This is a genomic window from Actinotignum timonense, assembly GCF_002860685.3.
Classification (GTDB): domain Bacteria; phylum Actinomycetota; class Actinomycetes; order Actinomycetales; family Actinomycetaceae; genus Actinotignum; species Actinotignum timonense.
Map to the genome: position 1 here is coordinate 1,764,565 of NZ_CP136960.1, position 23,812 is coordinate 1,788,376.

Annotated in this window: 16 protein-coding genes, 1 rRNA gene and 1 pseudogene; 3 read left to right on the forward strand and 15 right to left on the reverse strand. The window is 61.8% G+C overall.

Annotated elements, in window-relative coordinates; genetic code table 11:
• Positions 1 to 108: 108 nt before the first annotated feature.
• The 4 genes and pseudogenes from CYJ17_RS07355 to CYJ17_RS07370 form a co-directional block, all read right to left on the reverse strand.
• Positions 109 to 1,649, reverse strand: a 16S ribosomal RNA gene (locus CYJ17_RS07355).
• Between the two features lie 728 nt (positions 1,650 to 2,377).
• On the reverse strand, positions 2,378 to 3,637 hold the full coding sequence (gene tyrS, locus CYJ17_RS07360) for a tyrosine--tRNA ligase (protein WP_087070723.1): 1,260 nt from the start codon (positions 3,635 to 3,637) through the stop codon (positions 2,378 to 2,380).
• A gap of 96 nt (positions 3,638 to 3,733) precedes the next feature.
• The gene (gene argH, locus CYJ17_RS07365) at positions 3,734 to 5,164 is read right to left on the reverse strand and encodes an argininosuccinate lyase (RefSeq protein ID WP_087070722.1); all 1,431 of its coding nucleotides are present in this window, start codon (positions 5,162 to 5,164) and stop codon (positions 3,734 to 3,736) included.
• 133 nt (positions 5,165 to 5,297) lie between these two features.
• A pseudogene (locus tag CYJ17_RS07370) lies at positions 5,298 to 6,149 on the reverse strand (nitroreductase family protein).
• 275 nt (positions 6,150 to 6,424) lie between these two features.
• Between CYJ17_RS07370 and CYJ17_RS07375 the strand changes: the two are divergent.
• The gene (locus CYJ17_RS07375) at positions 6,425 to 7,972 is read left to right on the forward strand and encodes an MFS transporter (RefSeq protein WP_087070720.1); all 1,548 of its coding nucleotides are present in this window, start codon (positions 6,425 to 6,427) and stop codon (positions 7,970 to 7,972) included.
• A 237-nt stretch (positions 7,973 to 8,209) separates the two neighbouring features.
• Here CYJ17_RS07375 and CYJ17_RS07380 read toward each other — a convergent pair whose 3' ends face one another.
• The 6 genes from CYJ17_RS07380 to CYJ17_RS07405 all read right to left on the reverse strand — a co-directional run bounded on the left by CYJ17_RS07380 (position 8,210) and on the right by CYJ17_RS07405 (position 15,600).
• The gene (locus CYJ17_RS07380) at positions 8,210 to 9,445 is read right to left on the reverse strand and encodes an argininosuccinate synthase (RefSeq protein ID WP_087070719.1); all 1,236 of its coding nucleotides are present in this window, start codon (positions 9,443 to 9,445) and stop codon (positions 8,210 to 8,212) included.
• A gap of 2 nt (positions 9,446 to 9,447) precedes the next feature.
• Positions 9,448 to 9,921 (reverse strand): arginine repressor, encoded by a 474-nt coding sequence (locus CYJ17_RS07385; protein WP_087070718.1) that lies wholly within the window; start codon positions 9,919 to 9,921, stop codon positions 9,448 to 9,450.
• Between the two features lie 115 nt (positions 9,922 to 10,036).
• On the reverse strand, positions 10,037 to 11,647 hold the full coding sequence (locus CYJ17_RS07390) for a dynamin family protein (RefSeq protein WP_101595512.1): 1,611 nt from the start codon (positions 11,645 to 11,647) through the stop codon (positions 10,037 to 10,039).
• Positions 11,626 to 13,545 carry a dynamin family protein gene (locus CYJ17_RS07395; protein WP_087070715.1) on the reverse strand — a complete coding sequence of 640 codons (1,920 nt, stop codon included), beginning with the start codon at positions 13,543 to 13,545 and terminating at the stop codon, positions 11,626 to 11,628. Before CYJ17_RS07395 ends, CYJ17_RS07390 begins: the two co-directional genes overlap by 22 nt.
• Positions 13,542 to 14,858, reverse strand: coding sequence for a histidine--tRNA ligase (gene hisS / locus CYJ17_RS07400; RefSeq protein WP_087070714.1), 1,317 nt, complete (start codon positions 14,856 to 14,858; stop codon positions 13,542 to 13,544). Before hisS ends, CYJ17_RS07395 begins: the two co-directional genes overlap by 4 nt.
• 13 nt (positions 14,859 to 14,871) lie before the next feature.
• On the reverse strand, positions 14,872 to 15,600 hold the full coding sequence (locus tag CYJ17_RS07405; RefSeq protein ID WP_087070713.1) for an MBL fold metallo-hydrolase: 729 nt from the start codon (positions 15,598 to 15,600) through the stop codon (positions 14,872 to 14,874).
• Between the two features lie 141 nt (positions 15,601 to 15,741).
• Between CYJ17_RS07405 and CYJ17_RS07410 the strand changes: the two genes are divergently transcribed.
• Together CYJ17_RS07410 and CYJ17_RS07415 are read left to right on the forward strand one after the other, a co-directional pair.
• Positions 15,742 to 17,034, forward strand: a complete 1,293-nt coding sequence (locus CYJ17_RS07410) for a DUF349 domain-containing protein (RefSeq protein WP_087070712.1) — start codon at positions 15,742 to 15,744, stop codon at positions 17,032 to 17,034.
• Positions 17,035 to 17,123: 89 nt separating this feature from the next.
• Positions 17,124 to 17,603 carry a hypothetical protein gene (locus tag CYJ17_RS07415; protein ID WP_143231876.1) on the forward strand — a complete coding sequence of 160 codons (480 nt, stop codon included), beginning with the start codon at positions 17,124 to 17,126 and terminating at the stop codon, positions 17,601 to 17,603.
• Here the strand turns inward: CYJ17_RS07415 and CYJ17_RS07420 are convergent.
• The 5 genes from CYJ17_RS07420 to CYJ17_RS07440 are packed head-to-tail and all read right to left on the reverse strand — an operon-like array spanning position 17,600 to position 23,780.
• Positions 17,600 to 19,903: a RelA/SpoT family protein gene (locus CYJ17_RS07420; protein WP_087070710.1), complete on the reverse strand. Its 2,304-nt coding sequence runs from the start codon at positions 19,901 to 19,903 to the stop codon at positions 17,600 to 17,602. The two genes, CYJ17_RS07415 and CYJ17_RS07420, sit on opposite strands and share 4 nt — an antisense overlap.
• A 19-nt stretch (positions 19,904 to 19,922) precedes the next feature.
• Complete coding sequence (locus CYJ17_RS07425; protein ID WP_026428855.1) at positions 19,923 to 20,465, reverse strand: adenine phosphoribosyltransferase; 543 nt, start codon at positions 20,463 to 20,465, stop codon at positions 19,923 to 19,925.
• The gene (secF, locus tag CYJ17_RS07430) at positions 20,462 to 21,559 is read right to left on the reverse strand and encodes a protein translocase subunit SecF (RefSeq protein ID WP_087070709.1); all 1,098 of its coding nucleotides are present in this window, start codon (positions 21,557 to 21,559) and stop codon (positions 20,462 to 20,464) included. Before secF ends, CYJ17_RS07425 begins: the two co-directional genes overlap by 4 nt.
• Entirely contained in the window at positions 21,559 to 23,298 is a 1,740-nt protein-coding gene (secD, locus tag CYJ17_RS07435; protein WP_087070708.1) for a protein translocase subunit SecD, read from the reverse strand. The genes secF and secD overlap by 1 nt, the downstream gene beginning before the upstream one ends.
• 5 nt (positions 23,299 to 23,303) lie before the next feature.
• A complete protein-coding gene (locus CYJ17_RS07440) occupies positions 23,304 to 23,780 on the reverse strand; it encodes a preprotein translocase subunit YajC (protein ID WP_087070707.1) in 477 nt (158 codons plus the stop codon).
• Positions 23,781 to 23,812 lie beyond the last annotated feature (32 nt).

Genomic DNA, 23,812 nt, shown 5'->3' on the forward strand with positions numbered 1-23,812 from the left:
AAGCCCTCTTGAGCGTCTCTTTTTACGCGTCCCAAACAAGAAACAAAACAAAGAAGAACAAACCCCTGCGGCTCATTCCCAACAACGTTTCTTGCTAACAATCCTTAGAAAGGAGGTGATCCAGCCGCACCTTCCGGTACGGCTACCTTGTTACGACTTCGTCCCAATCGCCAGCCCCACCTTCGACCGCTCCCCCCAAAATGGTTAGGCCACGAGCTACGGGTGTTACCAACTTTCGTGACGTGACGGGCGGTGTGTACAAGGCCCGGGAACGTATTCACCGCGGCAATGCTGATCCGCGATTACTAGCGACTCCGACTTCACGAGGTCGAGTTGCAGACCCCGATCCGAACTGAGACCAGCTTTAAGGGATTCGCTCCACCTTGCGATATCGCAACCCTCTGTACCGGCCATTGTAGCATGCGTGAAGCCCAAGACATAAGGGGCATGATGATTTGACGTCATCCCCACCTTCCTCCGAGTTAACCCCGGCAGTCTCTCGTGAGTCCCCACCATCATGTGCTGGCAACACGAGACAAGGGTTGCGCTCGTTGCGGGACTTAACCCAACATCTCACGACACGAGCTGACGACAACCATGCACCACCTGTACACCACCAACCAAATGCAACCACATCTCTGCAGCCCCGCGGTGTATGTCAAGCCTTGGTAAGGTTCTTCGCGTTGCATCGAATTAATCCGCATGCTCCGCCGCTTGTGCGGGCCCCCGTCAATTCCTTTGAGTTTTAGCCTTGCGGCCGTACTCCCCAGGCGGGGAACTTAATGCGTTAGCTACGGCGCAGAAAACCTGGAAAGGCCCCCCACACCTAGTTCCCAACGTTTACAGCATGGACTACCAGGGTATCTAATCCTGTTCGCTACCCATGCTTTCGCTCCTCAGCGTCAGTAATGGCCCAGTGACCTGCCTTCGCCATCGGTGTTCCTCCAGATATCTGCGCATTCCACCGCTACACCTGGAATTCCAGTCACCCCTACCACACTCAAGCCTGCCCGTACCCACTGCACGCGCGAAGTTAAGCCCCGCGTTTTCACAGCAGGCGCAACAAGCCGCCTACAAGCCCTTTACGCCCAATAATTCCGGACAACGCTCGCGCCCTACGTATTACCGCGGCTGCTGGCACGTAGTTAGCCGGCGCTTCTTCTCCACCTACCCTCAACCCACCCTAAGTGAGCCTTGTTCGATAGCGAAAGAGGTTTACAACCCGAAAGCCTTCATCCCCCACGCGGCGTCGCTGCATCAGGCTTTCGCCCATTGTGCAATATCCCCCACTGCTGCCTCCCGTAGGAGTCTGGGCCGTATCTCAGTCCCAATGTGGCCGGTCACCCTCTCAGGCCGGCTACCCGTCACCGCCTTGGTAGGCCATCACCCCACCAACAAGCTGATAGGCCGCGAGCCCATCCCCCTTCACACAAAAGCTTTCCCAACACCCCCATGCGAGAGCGCCAGAATATTCGGTATTAGACCCCGTTTCCAAGGCTTATCCCAAAAAGGAGGGCAGGTTACCCACGTATTACTCACCCGTTCGCCACTAATCCACCCACAACAAGTTGCAGGCTTCATCGTTCGACTTGCATGTGTTAAGCACGCCGCCAGCGTTCGTCCTGAGCCAGGATCAAACTCTCCATATAAAAACCAGAGAGCCAAAACATCTAGCTCAACAAAAATATAAAAAACAAGAACAAAAACACCACCAACAAACAAACCAAACACCACATAAAAACACGGCATCTAGCCACTATCCATTAGAGTGCTAACTGTCCTTGCACACACCCACACAACCACCAAGAAACCAACAACAATAATCAGTCAACCTGGCCCGGTCGTGTGAACAAAAAAATTTTCACGTAAAAAATCTATTAGTCAGACACGCTATTAAGCATCCAAACACCATATCCACACCCCACACCAACCACCAATAACCATTGACTGGCTGGCCCAGAGAGAATCATTCACACTCAAGAAGAGCAACCCCGTTAGCCTACCACCGTGGCCCGATTCTTTCAAACCCGGCAACCTGTGGACTAGAACATAATCACGAGGATTCCGTGTCGCTTTGAGGCGTTTCCGGCTCTCGGCGACGGATAACAAGCTTACAAGCCCACCCCGCTAGACGCAAATCAAACCAGAGAGACACCCACCACACCCAGCCCAAACACCCGAAAACCCAGAGAAAACCACGCCCAAAACTAGGGGAAACCGGGGAAACTCCCTACATGCACAGATCATGCATTTACTCCGATTCGCGCACCCTGATACATAGAAGCGGCGGCACTACCACCGGTAACGCCGCCGCTATCTATCACGATCTATCGCGCTTCACACGCAAGAGCCGTTCTCCGTTCTTGACTAGGACCCCTTACTCCGCCACGCGGATAACCGCGAGGTTCTTCTTACCCTTGCGGAGCACCACAACGCCACCGGGCAAAACATCCTCGCTGCTGAGCACGTCCACTTCCCCAACCTTGCGGTTGTTGATATTCAGGCCGCCGGATTTCGCGGTACGCCGCGCGGCGCCCAGGCCGCGCTCCTGGCCCGTGGCCACGAAGAGTTCCGGAATGGGAGTTCCCAGGCTCGCGCTCGCCTGTGGCAGTTCCGCCACCGCATCACGCAAGGTATCCGCATCCAGAGTGGCCAAACCGTCACCACCGAAAAGGGCTCGCGAGGCATTGTCCACCCGTTTGGCCACGTCGGCGCCGTGTACCCAGGTCGTGACATCCTGCGCCAGCACGCGCTGCGCACGCCGTTCCTGAGGCCGCTCAGCGACCGCCACCGCCAATTCTTCGATTTCTTCCCGAGTGCGGAAAGTGAAGACCTTGAGCATATGCACCACGTCTTCGTCTGCGGTATTGAGCCAGAACTGGAAGAACTTATAGGGGCTGAGCATCTCCGGGTTGAGCCATACGGCCCCGCCTTCGGATTTCCCGAACTTCGTGCCATCCGATTTAGTAATGAGCGGATTCGTGAGTACGTGCACCGACTCCCCCGTCACCTTGCGGATGAGGTCCATGCCGCCCACAAGATTGCCCCACTGGTCATTGCCGCCCACTTCCAGGGTGCAACCGTAGCGGGTGAACAGTTCCAGGTAATCATTCGCTTGGAGTACCTGGTAGGAAAATTCGGCGTAGGAAATGCCTTCATCGGATTCCAGGCGCCGCGCCACGATGTCCTTGGAAAGCATGGTTCCCAGCCGGAAATGTTTACCCAGGTCACGCAGGAAATCAATCGCAGAAAGCTGCCCGGTCCAATCCAGGTTATTGACGAGCCGCGCCGGATTATCACCTTCGAAATCCAGCAAACCGCGCAGCTGCCCAGCCAGAGATTCCACCCAACCGGCCACGGTATCTCGCGAATTGAGCGTGCGTTCAGTCGAGGGGCGCGGATCCCCAATGAGCCCGGTCGCCCCGCCCACCAGCACCAGCGGATGATGCCCGGCAAGTTGGAGGTGCCGCATGAGCTTCACGGCGACAAGGTGGCCGTGGTGCAGCGAAGCCGCCGTCGGATCAAAACCGCAATAGAAGGTGACCGGACCGGAGTTCAGCGCGCTCCGCAGCGCGTCAATATCCGTATGCTGGGCAATCAGCCCACGCCATTCCAGTTCCTCAAGAACGTCCTTCACGTCTCGTGTCCTTCCGTTATGCTTCGCGCGCCACGGGCCTTTCCGTAACGTCACGTCCGGACGTTATCACGCCCGCTTTCTTCTTGCCACTATTTTTTACGACGACGCCGCATCGGTCGCGCTGCGGGCAAAGCCCTCCGCGCGCCCGATGGATTCCCGCACACTCGCCAGCTGCTCAGCAACCCGCTCCGGGGCGGTGCCGCCCGCCCCGCGCCGGGCCCCTACAGAGGCGGCCACCGTGAGCACCTCCCGGACATCCGGGGTGAGCCGCGTGTCGATGGAGCGCAGCTCGTCGTCGTTCATATCCCATAATTCGATGCCGCGCTTCTCGCAGAAAGCGACCGCACGGCCCGAAATCTCGTGGGCTTCGCGGAACGGAACCCCGCCACGCACCAGCCACTCCGCAATATCGGTGGCCAGGGAGAAACCTTGGGGTGCCAGTTCGGCCATGCGTTCGTAATTGAGCACCATGGTTTCCACCATGCCCGCGACCGCGGGGAGGAGGAGGTCGAGGGTGTCGATGGCGTCGAAAACCGGCTCTTTATCCTCTTGGAGATCGCGGTTGTAGGCGAGCGGGAGCCCCTTGAAGGTGGCCAGCAGTCCGGCGAGGTCGCCTATGAGACGCCCGCTTTTACCGCGGGTCAATTCGGCCACGTCCGGATTCTTTTTCTGGGGCATAATCGAGGAGCCGGTCGCGTAGGCATCATCAAGGGTGACGAAGCGGAATTCGCGGGTATTCCACAAAATAATTTCTTCGGAAAGGCGCGAAAGATCCACCCCGATCTGGGCGCAAATATAGCTGAATTCAGCGACCAGATCCCGCGCGGCGGTGGCGTCGATGGAATTGTGTTCCGGGGCGCTAAAGCCCAGCTCTGCCGCGATGGCCTGCGCGTCCAGACCCAGGGTGTTCCCCGCTAGCGCCCCGGCGCCGTAGGGCGAATAGGCCGCCCGCTTATCCCAGTCCTGCCAGCGCGCGATATCGCGCAGCAGGGGCCAGACGTGGGCGAGCAGGTGATGGGCCACCAGCACCGGCTGGGCGTGCTGGAGGTGGGTGCGCCCGGGCATCACCGCATCGCCGGCGCGCTCCGCCTGAGAGACAAGCGCCCGCACCACCGCCAACAGCTTGCCACTCAGATACCGGGCCGCGTCGCGCAGGTACATGCGGATGAGGGTGGCGATTTGATCATTGCGCGAGCGCCCGGCCCGCAATTTACCGCCCAGCTGCGGCCCGACTTCGGCCAGCAGGGCGCGCTCCAGGGCGGTATGCACATCTTCGTCGTCGGGGGCCGGGGTGAGTTCCCCACTGGCCACCCGCTGCCCGAGGGTGTCCAGCGCCGCGAGCATCGCGGTGAGTTCAGCCTCATCCAGGAGTCCCGCCCCGGCCAGCGCCCGCGCGTGGGCGCGGCTGCCGGCCAAATCATAGGGCGCCAGGCGCCAATCAATATGAGTCGAGCGTGAAAGTTCGGTCAGGGCATCGGCGCTGGCACCGCTAAAGCGCCCACCCCACAGGGCGAGATGTTCAGTCATTGCACCATTCTAAGCGCCGCTACTTCCCGCAGGAAGTTTCGCCACCCTCCCGCGAGAAGTTTCGCCGTTCTCCCGCAGGAAGTTTCGCCACTCTCCCGCGGCGCGTTCCGTGGCACACCCGCCCGGCGCCGGGCTACTTTTCCGCGGGAAGTGCCACGTCAAAGCCCTGCGCCCCGATGGCAGCCAGGAGTCGCCCGCGCCGCGCCACCGAACCGCTCAGGCGGGTGGGCACGTACTCGGTGAAGGGCCCGACCGGCTTTCCGTAGCGAATATCAACCCAGGGCGCAATGGCGGCGTCGTACTCCCGCAGCGATTCCACCGCCGATTCCGGTTCCTGGTAGTGGTCAGTGAATACGCGCAACTCGGCATCCATGCGGGGTTTAAGCTCCGGAATCCGCTCCTGATTGGGGTAGCCCATAATGAGGCCGATAACCGGGAACGTGAGTTCGGGCAGGTCCAGCACCTGGCAGATACGTTCGGCGTCGTTCAAAATAGAACCGAGGTATGTGGTACCCAAGCCGTGGCTTTCCGCGGCCACCACGGTGTTCTGCGCCGCGATCATGCAATCCGCAACCGCGGCGTTAAAGGCGTCGTAACTACGGGCGCCCGCGCCTTCGCCGCCCTGCTCCTGGCAGACGCGCCAGGCGCGGCGGGTATCCGCCACAAAAATCCACAATTCGGGTGCCTGGGCCACGTAAGCCTAGGTGCACACCTCCGCAATGGCCTGGCGGCGAGCCGGATCCTGGACTCGAATAATGGTGGCGTATTGCATGCCCTGCGAGGTGGCGGCGTGCAGGGCCGCGTTGACCAGGGTGGCGGTGAGTTCCTCGCCGAGGGGCCGGCCGTCGAAATCGCGGATGGTGCGGTGGTTAAGTTGCGTGCGGAGGGTCGCTGCGGCAGCGTCGCGAGCAGCATCGCCGGCGGTGCCGCTCACAACGCCGCCCGCGGGAAGCGTTTCTTCTGAAGTTTTTTGTGAAGTATCCATATGGGTATTGTCCCACGCTTGGGCCGGGGCGCAAGATGCGTCACAGCTGAGGTTCCCGGGGAATGCTGCTATGCTGGCACCCGTACCGGGACTGCTGTCTCTGCTTGCTCGCCTCCGTGCGGGCTCTTTTTGTGCATGCGCCCGGGGTGCCCGGCCTGCCGGCCCCCGCCGCTCACCTTTGTACACCACAGCATCGCAGAGTTACCGGAGCTAGTGTGCGCTCGTCTCACGGCTAGAACTATGCCGGAAACGTGCGCGTTGTTGTGAAGGATGGAATGGAAAATACGCGTTATTTCACGATTCCGGGTTCGGACCGAACGTATGACCGCAATAAGCTCCTCGTGGTGCTCATCGTTGCGCTGGTCATGTCGCTTATCCAGGTCAGCTCGGTCAATAATCTGCTTCCCATTATCGAAACGGGGCTGAATGCCGGCCGCGGCGATATCCAATGGGTGCTCTCCGGCTATTCCCTGGCCTTCGGGCTGCTGCTGGTGCCCGCCGGCCGCATGGGCGATATTTTCGGGCGCTCTTCGCTGTGGATGATCGGGATGGCGGTCTTCACGCTGGGCTCCCTGCTGTGCGGGCTGGCCAGCGACGCCCTCATCCTCAATATCGCACGAGCCCTCCAGGGCATCGGTTCGGGGATTTTCTCGCCCCAGGTCACCGGCATGATTATGCAGTATTTCGACGGGCACGCCCGCGCGAAAGCTTTCGCCTATATGGGCCTGGCCATTTCCGCTTCGGTGGCCGTGGGGCCGCTGCTCTCGGGTAGCCTCGTGCAGCTCTTCGGCCCCGTGGGCTGGCGGTGGTCCTTTATTCTCAACGTTCCGCTTGGTTTGCTTGGTTTGGGGCTGGGTATTTTCTTGCTGCCGTTCCTGAAGGAACGGCGCGCTATTGGCGACGACGCCGCCAGGATCGACGCCGCCTACCGGGCGGAAATGGAACGCCGGGGCCAACCGGTTGGCCGCCGGCGCGGGCATCGCCTCGACCTTGACCCGATGGGGATGACCCTGCTAACCCTCGCGGTGCTCTGCCTCATGCTGCCCTTTATGTCTCATTTCGCCTGGCGCTGGGCGCTGCTGGGCGCCGGGGCCCTCCTTGGCTTGGCCTGGGTGCTCTGGGAGCATTCTTATGCCAAGCGCGGGCGTATCCCCATGGTGAATTTGCGCCTCTTCCGCATTGAGTCATTCAGCTTCTGCACTTCGATTACCGCGATCCAATTCCTGGGAACCACCTCTGTTTTCGTGGTGCTGGCGATGTATCTCCAGCAGGGTATGGGATTCAATGCTTTGCAGGCCGGGCTGCTCGGCTTGCCCAATGCGATTGCTTCGGCCTATGCCTCGGTGTGGGCGGGGCGCTACGCGGTGGCCTGGGGGCGGCATGTCCAAGCCGGTGCTTTCGCGCTCGCGCTGGTCTCGCTCGCTTCCAGTATTCCGCTGGCCGCCGGGGTTGCCTACGCGGGCTGGAGTCCGTGGTGGATTTCCCTGCCTATCTGCGTTTTCGGTTTCGGGATTGGCGTGATCGGTTCGGTTAACCAGACCCAGGCAATGATTGACGTTCCGCGCGCCCACGGTGGTACCGCGGGCGGGGTCCAGCAGACCAGCCAGCGTATTACCACCGCTATTGGCAATGCCATGGTGACCGCAATCCTCTTCGCTTTCGTCAACGAGGGCACACCGCGCGGGGATGGGGCCTGGTTCACCGGTTACGCGGCTTCCATGGGAACGATCTGCGTTATCGTGGCGCTCGCCCTGACCGTCTCGATTATTTTCATGCAGCGGCCCGCCTCACCGGCGATGCTGCGCGCCCGCGAAGGGAAGTAAGCCGGACCCGCCGGCGCAGGCGCCTGTAGCGCTCTATTCGTAGCACCTGTAGGGCTCTATTCTCAGCGGGATAGCTCCGCACATCATAACGGGGCCGAGGTCGTGAATAACGACCCCGGCCCCGTTCTCTATATCGCGTATGCGCTTGATCTACGCCCTTAGTTCGGCCGCACGGGCGAAACTAGTTTAGCCGCCCTCATACGCCCTAGTTCAACCGGGCGAAACTGGTTCAGCCGCTTAGTTCAGCCGCGCCGGCGGGATAGCCACCCCGCGCCCGAAGCTTACGTCGCGGGCGGCGGCGAGCTTGGCCGGCAGCCCGGTCAGCTCGATGAAGCCCTTGGCGTGGGACTGGTCGAAGGAGTCACCGGCATCGTAGGTAGCCAGGTTGAAATCGTAGAGGGAGGCGTCCGAACGCCGCCCGGTCACGGTGGCACGCCCGCCATGCATAACCATACGAATATCTCCGGAGACATAGCGCTGGGTGTCTTCGATGTAGGCATCGAGGGAGCGCTTGAGCGGGGAGAACCACTGGCCTTCGTATACGATATCCGCCCAGCGATCCGCGACCGTGCGCTTGAAGCGGGCCTGCTCGCGATCCATGGTCACATTTTCCAGCTCTTTATGGGCGGTGAGCAGCGCCATGGCGCCCGGTGCCTCGTAAATCTCACGGGACTTGATACCCACGTAGCGGTCTTCAACCACGTCAATCCGGCCAATCCCCTGCTTTCCAGCTCGCTTATTGAGCTGTTCAATAGCTTGCAGCGGAGTCACGGCTTCGCCGTCAATCTTGACCGGAATACCACCCTCAAAAGTGATGATCACTTCATCGGGCAGCGGCGGGTAGGTCGGATCATCCGTGTAGGTATACACATCCTTGGTGGGTGCATTCCACAGGTCTTCGAGGTACCCGGTTTCAATGGCCCGGCCCCACACATTCTGATCAATGGAGAAGGGATTATGGTGGGTGGTTTCGATGGGCAAATTGTGCTTATTGGCGTAATCAATAGCGAATTCGCGGGTGAGCGCGAGATCGCGCACCGGGGATAGGCAGGCCAGATCCGGCCCCAATTGGGTAATGCCGTTTTCGAAACGGACCTGGTCATTGCCTTTCCCGGTGCATCCGTGTGCCACCGTGGTGGCCCCGAATTGCCGGGCCGCGGCCACCAGGTGCTTCACGATAACCGGGCGGGAAATAGCGGAAATAAGCGGATAGGCGTCCATGTAGAGCGCCCCGGCCTTGAGGGCCGGCATGCAGTACTCGCTGGCGAATTCATCGCGGGCATCGGCGATATAGGCTTCCACGGCCCCGCAATCGAGGGCGCGCTGGCGAATGGTCTCCAGATCCTCGCCGCCCTGGCCCACGTCCACGGCGACCGTGATGACTTCGGCTCCGGTTCGCTCCCCGATCCAGCCGATCGCCACCGAGGTATCCAGTCCGCCCGAATAGGCGAGAACTACCCGCTCCTTCGCCATTATTACTCCTTTTTCTCCCCCATCGCGAGGAGGTGTTGCCTGATCTCTACCGCGCGTTCTTCGCTGCGGGCAATAACCAGCACGGTGTCATCTCCGGCAACGCAACCGAGCACACCATCCAGGCGCGCCCGGTCAATCCCGGCGGCGAGTAGCTGCGCGGCCCCGGGCGGGGTACGCAGCACGATCTGGTTGAGAGCGCATTCGGCGCTGAGCAGTATTTCACGAGCCCACCGCGCCAGGCGCTCCCCCGTATCCATCGTCTGGTCAGCGATGCGATATGCCATCGATCCGTCCACCCGGATCTTAACGGCCCCTAAATCGTCTAAATCACGGGAGAGCGTAGCCTGGGTGACATCCACCCCGGCACGTATGAGATACTCCCGCAGTTCATTTTGGGAACCGATGAGATGAGCATCCAGAATCGAGGCGATAAGCCCTTGGCGGGCAGTGCGACTCGAAGGAATTCCGGCGGTCACAATGATCCTTTCGCATCACCGGGGCACGCGAACCGACGACCCGCGTCCCCCTTGCATTATAATCATACACGCGCATGCAAATTCTTGCATTACACGCGGCGGGTGCCGGCCCGAGTCAGGCAGACACCCGCATTAATGATGCCACGGCGCGCGCAAAGTCTCGGTAGCGTTCCATTTCCGCGCGGAACGGCGCCAGTACATTTTCGCGAACTTCTGTTTCAATAGCGGCACGTGCCCGGGTGGTCACCTGCCGTTCCAGGCGCTGCGCCCCGCGCGTGCGCGCGGCCCGCGCGATCATACTTACGACGACGCCGCATCCTGCGCCGGCCACCAAGCAGATAAGGCTCGCCCGGCGCAGCCCCAGCGGGAGGGTCACTCCCCCGGCCCCGGTGATGATTCCGGCGGCTAGTCCTAGCGCGCCCAGCACCAGTGCGGCGAAAGCAAGCCATTGGAGGGCAGTGGCCAAGCCCCACCAGCGCGGCCGGCGCCACGTCTGGCTTTCCCGCGCGATAATCCGGGCGACGCTATCGGCAAGCCGCGCGGCCTGCCGGGAATTTTCATCGCGCACCGCCCCGCGCCAGGAACGCGGGAGGAAACGGGTGGCCTGGACCGTGAATTCCGCCAGCGCTACCCGAGTTTTTTCCACCGTTCCGGAGCTGGCCACCGCATCAGAGCTGTCTGCCACGTGTGAACTGGCAACCGGATGAGACGTGGTTCCCGCTGTGGAACTCAGCACAGCATCCGCGCCGCGTCCGTTCCCACTAACGGGGCGGGCCTGCCCGCCCCATCCGCGCAGCAGCGGCCAGGCGGTGGCGCGCCGCGCTACCCTGCGGTAGTGGCCTGCCGCTTCGCGTGCTGCGGAGCTGAGCCCGCCGGCCCGAGCCAAGCCGGTCACGAGCTCATCCACCCCGGCAATATCGGTAAGGTCACGCGGATAGCCACCCTGGTCAATGAGGTCCTCCGTCAGCGCGGCTCCCGCGGTCCGCACATCCGCGGCGAGCTTTTCCGCCGCGGCGCTCTTCCCCGCCGCGATTTCTACGAGCGCCCCGCGGATCTCATCAATACCACGCCCGGTGAGCGCGGAGGCCACCACAATATCCGCGTTTACCCCTTCCGCGGCGAGGATACGCCCTAGATCGGCCACAATTGCTTGTTCATCGGCCGTGCCCAGGCGATCCACCTGGTTGATAACGATGAGCAGGGAGGAATGATATTCCCCCATCGCGGCCAGGAAATCTTCGTGCACCACGGCATCGGCATATTTTTGCGGGTCGAGCACCCAGATCACCACATCGGCCCGGGCGATAATACGCTCGGCCTGAGCTCGGTGGGTATCCGCCGTGGAGTCAATATCGGGCAGGTCCACGAGCACCAAGTTCGCGGTGGTATCGGGAGCTAGCTGGAGCAGAACTTTGCGTTCGCGTACCCCGAGCCAATCGAGCACGTCGGAAGCGTGACGGCCCGAGACCCCCAGAGGGGCGCGGGTAGCTGGCCGGGTGGCGGCCACCCCGGCCACCTCCTGCCCCACGATGGCGTTGAGCAGGGAGGATTTACCCGAGCCGGTGGCGCCGGCCAGGGCTACCACGGTGCGGTCGGTTCCTAGCAGCCCGCGCTGGCGCGCCCGGTCCAGCACATCGCGTGCCTGGCTGCGCACCGATTCGTCGAGGTAGTCACCGCCCAGGTCCAGGGCCTGCTCCAGGTTCTTTAATCCAGTGGGGAGATCCATCCGCGCCTCCCTTCCGCGCTGCGCATCGCCTCATCTAGCTCGTTTAGAGCTTCCGTGCTGATTCCCAAGCGTGCGATTTCCTCTCGGTAGGGTGCGGCGGTGGCCGCGAAGAACTCGTCGGCGCGCCCGAGGAGATCCTCGGTGGCGGTGGTGGCCATGCGGCGAACGGCGTCGTCGCCGAAAATAGCTTCCAAAACGCGTTGCGCTACCACGGCCGTTCCCCCGGCGATCGCGACTTCCCCGCCGGTGAGGCCGGCGGTGTGGGCGAAGACGACGAGCATAAGCGCCACGCCCACCGCGTTGATGCCGAGGGAGACGATGCGTGCGGTGAGCTGTTTGCCGCGTCCGCGCTCGGCGAGCATATCCATGAGGGAACGGCGCCAATCGCGCACCAGACCCCCGGCAGCGTCCCGGCGCGTCGCGGCATGAGGACGGGCCGCGGTATCCGTACTCCGGGCCGCCGTTCCACGCTCGGCATCTGCCGCCGACGTATTATTCCCGATGGTGGTATCCGCCCCGCGGGCTTCGACCGCCAGGACGATTCCAGCTCCGGCCGCGCTGCGTTCTAATTCGGTGGCAAGGCGGGTGGTGAGACTGGCATCCGCAGTGAGGAGCATCTCCGTGAGGGAATCTTCGATGGCCTCCCCCACGGCCTCGTCGCCCGCGTTCTGGCCAGCGGGGCGCCGCAGACTCAGCCGGTCGCGCCAGCGCGTCACACTCGATTGTAGGGCGCGGGCCCACTGCCCGCTGCCGAGCATCTCATGCCAGCGGCGCAGCACCTCGCCACGAAGCACGGTCCCATCCGCGATAGCGGATTCAATACTGGCGCGGGCTTCTTGCAGCGCGGTAGTAACATCCGCCTCTAAACGTTCGGCTTCCTCGACCTGTTCGCGGTAGGAGGCGCGCGCCTGCGCGCAGGTGTCAGCCAAGCTACCGAGCGCCCCGGCCAGAGTTTGGCGCGCCACCGAGGCGCGCGAACGTTCATCGCGGGCGAGCCCGGCGAGCCATTCGCGCAGCGGAGCCACATCGGCTTCCGGAATGCCCGCCGCCCCTGGGTACTCAGTGATCACAAAAAGCGGGGCGCTGCCCAGCCCGCGTTCCTCGAGCCGGCGGATGAGATCGGGGCGAATCGCGGCGGCATCCCCCACCGGCACCCGATTGAGCACCACGGCGATAACGATATTGCGCGCGGCTGCCTCATCCAGGAGGGCCCAGGGAATCGCATCCGAGTAGCGCGCGGCGGTGGTAACAAAAATCCACAGATCGGCGGCCTGAAGCAGCTGCCCGGCCAGCCTGCGGTTATCTCCCTCGACCGAGTCAATATCGGGAGAGTCCACCAGCGCCAGCCCGCGCGGGACCTGAGGCGATTCCACCAGGCGGATGTTGCCGCTCGCCTGCGCTGCCTGAGCGCTGCTAGCCGCAGCTGCGCCGTCGTTCACAATCTCACGCGAAAGTGCCGTGCCGCTCGTAGCCTCCGCTGCGCCGTCGTTCACAACAGTAGCTGCGCCGGTGCCGGAACGTTCGTGCGCAAGCGCTGCGCCGTCGCCGCTCAAACGCGCGAGCCCGGGGAAAATACGGTCGTCGGAAAACCACGCTTCCTCCCCGGGAGCGTGGGCGAGCACCGGGATTCGGGTGGTGGGCCGCAGCGCCGAGGACGGCGTGACCGGGGCACCCACCAGGGCGTTCACCAGGGCGGATTTACCCGAACCGGTCGAGCCGCCCACCACCGCCACCAGCGGCGCATCCAGGCAGCGCAGGCGCGGGAGCACGTAGTCATCGAGTTGGTGGAGTGCGTCGGTGCGGGCATCGCGCCCGTCGGCCGCGCCCGGGGTGGGCAGCGGGAAGCTCAGGTTTTCCAGCGCCTGGCGGACCCGCTCGAGAGAAGGCAAGCGACTCACGGCATAATCACCCGCGGGAAGCGATCTTCTTCCGGCGGAGTCCAGGTATCCGGGTCAGCGGGGACCTGGGTGCCCGAGCGCACGTCGCGGACCTGTTCACCTTCCGACGTCGTAAACCACACAAAAGGAATGCCGCGCTTATCGGCCGCCTTAATCTGCTTCCCGAATTTCGTGGCGTTATGTGAAACGTCCGCGGGAATACCGCGGGCACGCAAGCGCGCCGCGATGGTGGAAGCGTGGTGCCGTTCGGATTCATCGTTCACCGCCACGTATACGGCCGTGGGAACCTTGCGGCTCGCGCGCAGCAGATCCTGGTGCAGGAAGCGCGCGAGCAGGCGCGAGACCCCGATGGACAGGCCCACGCCCGGATAGCTGCGGTTTCCGGCCGTCGCCAGGTTATCGTAACGCCCACCCGAACACACCGAGCCGAGATCTTCGTGCCCTTCCACCGTCGATTCGAAAACGGAACCGGTGTAATAGTCCAGGCCGCGTGCGATGGACAGATCCGCGCTCACCGACCCGGGGATAAGAGAATTCGCTTCGGTCACGAGCGTTGCGAGTTCTTCCAAACCTTCTTCCAAGAGCGACGACGACGCACCGAGCGCGCGGACTTTGTCAACGAACGAGGCATCTTCGGTGGTGATACCCGCCAAACTCAACGCGAGTTTCGCCTGCTCCTCGCTTGCTCCCACGTGTTCGGAAAGCAGCTCGGTCACCACCTGCGGGCCGACCTTATCCAGCTTATCGAGGATGCGCAGGGTTTCCTCGGTGTTCTCCAGGCCAATGGCTTCGTAGAAGCCCTGGGCGAGTTTGCGGTTCGAGGCGCGCACCCGCACCCGCGGGATGGGGAGCTTACTCAGCGCATCCACCATAACGAGGGGCAGCTCAATATCGTGGTGGAAGGCGAGGGTATCCTGGCCGACCACATCAACATCAGCCTGGTAAAACTCCCGGAAACGCCCGTCCTGGGGGCGTTCGCCGCGCCAGACCTTTTGGATCTGGTAGCGCTTGAAGGGGAAATCGAGTTTCCCGGCGTTCTCCAGCACGTAGCGGGCCAGTGGCACGGTGAGATCGAAGTGGAGGCCAAGGCCGGAATCCTGGCCCTCCTCCCCCTGGAGACGGCGCAGCACATACACTTCTTTGGAGGTTTCGCCCTTGCGCAGGAGCTGATCCATAGGTTCGACGGCGCGAGTTTCCACCCCCGAAAAACCGTGCAGTTCAAAGGTGGAGCGCAGGGTGTCAAGAACTTTCTGCTCCACAATGCGGGCTTGCGGAAGCCATTCGGGGAAACCGGAGATCGGCGCAATTTTCATAGGTACTATTCTTTCACTTCATTGCGATATAGGCGCGCAGGTACGGCGAGGCTTTGAGTTCACGCGCCAGGGTGGAGGGTTTGCCGTGACCGGGGAAGAAAATCGTGGAGCCGTCCACCTCGGCAACAATGGTGCGCAAGGAGGCGCGCATCTGCGCATCGTTCCCGCCCGCGAGGTCGGTGCGGCCCACTCCGTCGCGGAAAAGCACGTCTCCGGTGATCATGAAATTCTCCCCGAAGCCCCAGTCGGGAAGCTGCGGAGTTTCCGGATCCGCTTCGAAACGCCCCGAGAAGAGGAAAACGGTTGAGCCTTCGGTATGCCCGGGGGTGGCGATGGCACGCAGGTGCACGCCGGGAACCAGCTCCGTACCTTCCCCGTAGATCGCCTCCGGAAGAGGCACGATCTTCTCCGGTTTCACCCAGGCGCGCCCCCCGGTGGCCGCCAGGACGAGCGGCGCGTAAAAAGCGTTGGCAATGGGATTATCCAGCCGGTAGGCATCACCTTCGGCGATATAGCACGGTACGCTCGAGCCGGCTACCACCCCGGCATCCCATACGTGGTCACCGTGCCCGTGGGTTGCCAGCACCGCGCCCAGGCGCAGGTTACGGGCAGCCAGGGTGCGCTCCACCCAGGGCGCGCTTCCCGCTCCCGCATCAATAACCAGGGCGACCCGGTGAGTAGGGTCGGCCATAATATAGCAATTCGCCTCCAGGGCAGTATCGGAATACCGCAAGAAAATCATGCATTAACCGTATCCTTTCTCCCGATTTTTTCCTACTGACACCCGGAATCCCTTTTACCGTGGCACAATTGTGGTATACCGTAAGAATTAAAATTGTCCCGCGGCGTGTACCGCACGCCTCTTTCTCCACAAGGAGTAACAATGTCCACAGCTCATCCCGCTCAGCCCGCTCCCGCGCCGCTGGATCCGGCCGCCGTCGCCAAAGCCCGTCCGTTCGGGCGCGTGGACGACGAAGGGAAGGTGTGGCTCAAGGATGGGGATACCGAACGGGTCGTTGGCCATTACGCGGCTTCCGGCACCGAAGATGATGCCCTGGAATTCTATATCCGCCGCTATATTGACCTGGATACCCAGGTGAGCCTGGCAGAAACGCGCGCCCACCACGTATCTCCCGAAGAAAGCCGCAAGTCGATCGCATCCTTGCGTAAGGAACTGGCTGAACCAGCCGCCGTGGGTGATATCGCGGCGCTGCGCACCCGCCTCGATAAGCTCGAAGAAGTCGTGGCGGTGCGGGCCAAGGAATACGCTGCCCAGCGCGCCGCCGCCAAGGAAGCTGCCCTCCAGGAGCGTACCCAGATTGTTGAACGCGCTGAGGAAATCGCCAATGCGAATCCGCATACAATCCACTGGCAGAATACCCGCGCTGAGCTCAATGATCTTTTTGAGAACTGGAAGCGGGCCCAGCGCCAGGGTGCCCGTATTGATCGCCCCACCGAAGAAGCATTGTGGCGGCGTTTCGCTACTGCCCGCTCCACCTTTGATCGGGCCCGGCGCAACCACTACAAGGAATTGGATGTACGCCGCAGCCAGGTGAAGGCCACTAAGGAAAAACTCATCGCGGAAGCTGCCGCGCTTTCCTCCTCCACCGATTGGCGGGAAACCGGGGATCGCTACCGCGAACTCATGGATGAGTGGAAGCGGGCCGGGCGGGCCGGGCGCCGCGATGACGATAAGCTCTGGGAGCGTTTCATGGCTGCCCGCCAGCCCTTCTACGATGCCCGGGACGCGCATTTCAGCCAGGTGGATAGCCAGTACGCGGAAAACCTGGCCGCCAAGCTCGAATTGGTGGCGGAAGCTGAGGCTCTCCTTCCCATTACCAATGTGGATGAAGCCCGCGAAAAGCTCCGTGAGATCGGGGAACGCTGGGATGAGATCGGCTTCGTGGCCCGCGGTGATATTGCCCGGACCGAGGGCCGCATGCGGGAAATTGAGGAGAAGGTCCGCGCGGCGGAAAACGACCGCTGGAACCGTACCGATCCGGAAAAGCAGCAGCGTTCTTCCGGGATGGCCGCCCAGCTCGAAGCGCTTATTGCCGAACTCGATGAGGAAATCGCCCAGGCCCAGCAGGCCGGCGATGAAAAGAAGCTCACCGAGCTGAACGAAGCACGGGCCGCCCGCGTGGCCTGGCTTGAGCAGGTCAATAAGGATCTGTAACTTTTCCTACCTGTGGATAAACGCAAGCCGCTCTCCCCGCCTGGGGAAAGCGGCTTGCGCTATTTTCTTCGCCATCGCACACTCTCGGTATGTATGTGGATGCGGTGCAGCGCCTGGATATCAATGCTGGTTTGCTGGTGGAGTATGCGCCCGGGCTGGTGTGCGCGGCTGATTGCGCCGCCTATCGGGCGCTGCGAGCCTCTCTTCTTGCCCCGCTGGTGGGGAGCGGCGCGATTGCCATTACCCTGAGCGCATTATGGGTTCATACCGGGTATTGGCCGGCGGACCGGCTGGTGCGGGTCTGTAGCGTGCGGGTGAAGTCCCGGGCTCGCCGCAAGCCGCCGCCCGAGGAACGCCAATCGATAGCCGGCTTGTGCTTGACTACCCTGCCGCGCACGATCACGGATATTTTCCACCAGGAAGAACTTCACCTCGCGATTACCTGCGCCTTGGAAGTGGCGCGGCGTCGCCTTCTCAAAGCTGATGAGTGGGACGCGGTAGCACGGAGCCTCGCCGGGAGGCAACATGCCCCCGCCCGCAGTGCCCTGCGCGCCATTGCCCTGCGCTAGGTGCGCGGGGGCTCCACCCGGCGCTGGTTGGCGGGCTTCGAGTTGGTCACCCGGTAGGCGTCGTACACGCCTTCGATTTTGCGCAGATCCGCGAGCACCCGGGCCAGGTGGTGGGGATCGGCCATCTCGAAAGTGAAGGTATTACGCACCATGCGTTCCTTCGTGGTCATCATATTGCCGGCCAGCAGATTCACCCCGTTATCCAGCAGGGCCCGGGAAATATCAGAGAGCAGGCCCTGGCGATCCAAGGCATCCACCTGGACCTGGATCACGTAGACGGCTTCGGAATCATCGGCCCAATGTACCTCAAGGAAGCGTTCGGGTTGCTTTTGCAGCTGTTCCACATTGGGGCAATCGGCACGGTGAATGGATACCCCCGAGCCGCGGGTCACGAAACCGACGATGGCATCGGGAGGAACCGGGGTGCAGCAGCGGGCCAGCTTGACCATAACGTCGCCGGCTTCCATCCCCTGGACCACCACGGCGTTATCGGTACTCGCGGTGCTCCGCCGCCGCGAAATACGGTTCGGGGTCACCGCCTCCGCCAGGGTTTCTTCCACCCCGGCCTGCCCGCCCTGGGAGGTAATGAGGTTACGCACCACGGTTTCGGGAGAAATATCCCCCTCCCCGATACCGGCGTACAGATCATCCACGGAACTGCGCCCGGCTTCCCGTGCTACTTCCGCGAGGGTGTCATGGCTCATGAGGCGCTGGACGGGCTGGCTGCGCTTGCGGATCGCGCGGGCCAACTTATCCTTGCCTTCTTCCACCGCTTCATCCCGGCGGCTCTTCTTGAACCACACCCGGATCTTGGCGCGGGCGCGCGGGCTGGCCACGAAATCAAGCCAGCCGAGGGAGGGCCCGGCATCCGGGCTTTTCGCGGTAATGATCTCAACCGTATCGCCCGATTCCAGCTTGTGATCCAGGGTGACAAGGCGATCATTCACCCGCGCACCTACGGTACGGTGCCCCACTTCGGTGTGGACGGCATAGGCGAAATCAACCGGGGTGGCACCCGTGGGAAGTTCCATGACTTCCCCTGCCGGGGTGAATACATAGACCTTATTACCGGAGATCTCATAGGAGAGGGATTCGAGGAATTCCGCCGGGTCCGCGGTTTCCCGCTGCCAATCGACCAGCTGGCGCAACCAGTTAAGCTGCGTGGTTTCTTCATCGACTTTCGCGGCCCCGCCCCCGCGCTTGGTGGCATTCGGGTTTTCCTTGTAGCGCCAGTGCGCAGCCACGCCGTATTCGGCACGCCGGTGCATATCGTAGGTGCGGATCTGGATTTCCAGAGAGCGGTTATCCGGGCCGATGACGGTGGTGTGAATTGACTGGTAGAGGTTGAATTTCGGGGTGGTGATATAGTCCTTGATCCGCCCCTGAATCGGCGTGAAAATCGTATTGGCAACGCCCAGAACCGCGTAGCAATCCGGGATGGTTTCTACCAGCACCCGCACTCCCACGAGGTCGTAAATATCCTCGAAGTCCTTACCCCGCAAAATCATTTTTTGATAGATGGAGTAATAGTGCTTGGGGCGGCCGGTGATCGTGCATTTAATATGGGAGGTCTTGAGCTCCCGCTCCAAGATCGCCTTAATTTTCGCGATATACGCCTCGCGTTCCGGGGTGCGTTCCTGCACCAGGGATTCAATTTCGGCGTAGACCTCCGGATACATGGTTTTGAAGGAAAGATCCTCAAGCTCCCATTTAATGGAATTCATGCCGAGACGATGCGCGAGGGGCGCGTAAATTTCCAGGGTTTCATGAGCCTTGGAGCGTGCCTTTTCCTGCGGCATGAAACGCCACGTGCGGGCATTATGGAGCCGGTCGGCAAGTTTGATGAGGAGCACGCGGATGTCTTTAGACATCGCGATCACCATTTTGCGCACGGTTTCCGCCTGCGCGGCTTCCCCGTATTCGACCTTATCGAGCTTCGTGACCCCGTCCACGAGGAGTTCCACGGTGGAACCGAAATTCTCCCGGACCTGCTCGAGGGTGTACCCGGTATCTTCCACGGTGTCATGGAGGAGGGCTCCCACGAGGGTGTCCTCATCCATACCGAGTTCGGCGAGGATAGTTGCCACCGCGACCGGATGCGTAATATACGGCTCTCCCGAGCGCCGCTTCTGGCCGCGGTGGCATTCCTCCGCCACGTTATACGCCCGGATAATGCGTTCCTTATCCACATTTCCCAGGGCGCGCATAAGGGGTTCCAGGGCATCAGGAACCTGGCTGGCCGTGCGTCCGGTCAACCACGATAGCCGCGATAGTACCCGCGGACCTTGCGATTCCGACATGCCCTACTCCCCTCTTGACTTAATCGAAGGTTAGCACCGCTTCGACCTGTCTACCGGCCAGACGCTCCCGGCCGCCCATGCCTGCCAGCTCAATGAGCATGCACAGGCCGGCCACAATCCCGCCTGAGCTTTCTACCAGCTCACAGGCGGCATGTGCGGTTCCACCGGTGGCGAGAACGTCATCGATGATGAGAACGCGCTGTCCATCTTCAATATTAAAGGGCTGAACTTCCATCCGGGCCGAACCGTATTCCAGTTCATAATCAACCCCGATCACCGGCCCTGGCAGGCGCCCGGCTTTGCGGATGGTGACCATCCCCAAACCCATGGCGTAGGCCAGCGGAGCGGACAGAATAAATCCGCGTGATTCCAGCCCGGCGACGGCGTCGATCTTACCTTCGTAGTGGCGCGCCAGTTCATCAATAAAGAGGTGGAAAGCTTCACCGTCAGCTATGAGCGGGGTGATATCGCGAAAGATCACCCCGGGTGCCGGGAAGTTTTCACGTTCTCGGACCCGGCTGGCCGCGAGTTCCACGAGCTGCGAAGAAAAGGCACTACTCACTTCCTGCTCCTCTTCTTGCGGCGCGGCTGCGCTGCATTACCGAGATGGTGGCCCGGTTCGAGAACCGCGGATACCACGTCTTCTTCGGCAACGCCGGCCTCAACGCGTTCGGCGCGCGCGGCAGCTACTTCCGCGTTATGAGCCTTGATGCGCGGATCGGCATTCGTCAGGGTGACGGCGAGCGGCGCGGCCAGGAAGATGGAGGAGTACGCCGAGAGCAGCAGACCCACGAAGAGCACCAGCGCCAGATCGCGCAGTGTCCCCGCACCCATGAGATACACCCCGATGAAGAGGATGGACGCCACCGGCATAATCGAGGTGACGGAGGTGTTAATGGAGCGGATGAGGGTCTGATTGACGGCGTGGTTCGTGGATTCCCCGAAGGTCACGCGATGCTGGCGCAGCACGTGTTCGGTATTTTCACGGACCTTATCGAAGACCACCACGGTGTCATACAGGGAGTACCCGAGAATGGTCAGCAGGCCGATAACGGTGGACGGCGTGAATTCGAAACCGAAGAGGCAGTAAATCCCCACCGTCACCACAAGGTCATGGAAGAGCGCAACGATGGCACCCAGGGCGTTACGCCAAGACCGCATATAGGCCCACAGGGCCAGCAGCACCAGCACGATAAAGACCACGAAACCTTGGAGGGCCTTCGTGGAAATATCCTGGCCCCATACCGGGCCGATATAGGTGGAGGTGACATTCTGAACAGAGGTGCCGTAGGCTTCGGCCAATTCCGTGCGAATAGCTTCTGTTTCCGCGTTCCCCACCCCGGTACCGTCGGCATTCGCCGAGGTCTGGATACGCAGGGAGTTCTCCCCCACCTGGGCCACGCGGGCGGCTTCATCCCCGCCGTGGCGGGCCATGATATCCGAGGCGAGGCGCTGATCGGTGGTTTGCGCTTCCGAGACCGTGAATTGGGATCCCCCGGTGAACTCAATACCCATATTGAGTCCGCGGGTGAACAGCGCGATAAACGAGGCGATCACGCAGATAATCGCGATGGTGTACCAGGTCTTGCGCCGCTGCACAATTTTGAAGCTGCGCCGCCCCGAGTAGAGATCATTACCTAAGCTGTACATCGACATTAGGCGTTCTCCTTTCCCTCGCTGCTCGCGGGGAGAGCGGCCCGGCGTTCCCGGGTGCGACGCTCGGCGAGCGAGCCTTCCCCGGGAACCTTACGGCCGCGGTACGCCGGGGTATGCGCCAAATGCTTGGCGGACATACCCGATGCCGGGTGCCCCCCGCCGAAGAACTTGGTGCGCACCAGCAGCGTCATAAGCGGATAGGTAAACATAAAGACGACGACGAGGTCGAGGATAGTAGTAAGCCCCAAAGTGAAGGCGAAACCACGCACCGAGCCCACCGCGATGAAGTAGAGCACCCCGGCCGCGATGAGGTTAACGGAGTCGGAGGCGATAATCGTGCGGGTTGCGCGCTTCCAACCGCGTTGCACCGCGGTGCGGACGGCGTGTCCGTCACGAATCTCATCGCGGATACGTTCGAAGAACACGATGAAGGAGTCGACCGTAATACCGATAGAAATAACCAGGCCGACGACGCCGGCCATCGACAATCGGTAACCCATCACCCAGGAGAGCAAACAAATAACCCCGTAGGATAGACCCGTGGCAAGCACCACCGAACCCACCGCCACGATGGCGAGGGCGTGGTACTGCCAGACGAGGTAAAGAACAATAAGCACAAGACCGATCAGCCCGGCCACGAGGCCCGCGCGCAGCGATTCGGAACCGAGGGTAGCCGAAATTTGCTGTTCGGATTGCACCTCGAATTCCAGGGGTAGCGAACCGAATTGCAACTGGTTGGCCAGCACGCGCGACGTCGTCGCATTAATACCGGAACCGTTAATAACGGCCTGTCCACCCGAAATCTGGGTTTGCGGGACCGCGGAGGAAATAACGCGACCGTCCAACACGATAGCGAATTGGTTTTGGGGACTTTGCAAGCCCACCAGCCGCCCGGTCACTTCGGAGAACTTCTGGGCGCCCTCGTTATCGAATTCCAGCTGCACGATCCACTGGCCCTGCTGCTGATCGAAACCGGAGGTGGCGCGCGTCAGGTTCGTTCCGGCGATTTCGGCCGGGCCGAGCACGTACTTATAAGGCGTCACTTCACCGGTCTTGGAATCTTCGCTTTGCCCGCAAGCCACCAGCGCGGTATCCGGGTTTTCTTCCGGAGCAGTGGCGGGGTTTTCCGCGGTGCAATCCAAAGTCAGCGCATCGTAGGTGACCCGCTCGGTTTTAGCCCAGGCCGGATCCGAGGCGCTGGTGGGCTCGCTAGGCGGAGTGGTGGAGAGCTTGCCGTCCCCGTCCGCGTCGGCGGCCTTCATGGCGGCTTCTTCCAGCGCGGTACCGGTGAGAGGCGCGGCATTCTCGCCCTCGCCCTTCATGGTTCCCGGGTTCGCCATGGCGAGCACCGGGCGCATCCGCAACACCGCGGAATTACGCACGAGGTCGAGGGTTTCCTGGCTGGGGTGCCCGGGCAGACCCACCACAATATTGGATCCACCCTGGGAGGTGATCTCCGCTTCTGCCACACCCGAGGCGTCCACGCGCTGGCGGATAATTTCAATCGCCTGATTGACATCTTCCGAGGTGATCTCGGAATTATCCGTGGTCTTCGGGGTGAGAATAAGCTCCGTGCCGCCTTCCAGGTCGAGGGCGAAATTCGGGGTCCACCGGGATTCCGATCCGGATCCCGTTACCGAGCCCACGCCCAGGGAGACGAAGAGCGCGATCGCCAAGATCGCAAGGGTAATGATCCGGCGCCAGGATAACCGGACGCCGGAATTTTTAGATTGAGACATAGTGTTTACTTCCAGGCCGAGCCCGACTCATCTTTCTTTTCACCAAAAGCCGAGTCCGTGCTCCGAGGAGTCACGTGACCGGTCACTTCCGGGGTGGCCGCGCCAGTGGGAGCACCGGTTCCCGCGGCATTATCCGCAACCGCCCCGGCCCCGGATTCTTCCGAAGCGCTCAGGCGGGCAGCTTCCGCGACATCTTCCGCCGCCGCTTCTTCTTCACTGACCGGCGCGAAGGGAATAGAGGCTTGCTCCCGAATGGCCAGGCGCGACCACACAGTTTCATCCCCGGAGGGACTTTCGAGCGTCACCGCATCCCCGTCAATCGCAACAATGCGCCCGTAAAAACCAGCGGTGGTCATGACATCCGTGCCCACCACCAGAATGCTATTGCGGTGTTCTTCAGCACGTGCCCGGGCCTTCTTATTGGACTGGGACATGAACAGCACCATCCCTACCAGAATGATGCCCATGATGGCGAATTCCACGCGAAAGCTCCTTGGAAAAGACAATAATTACC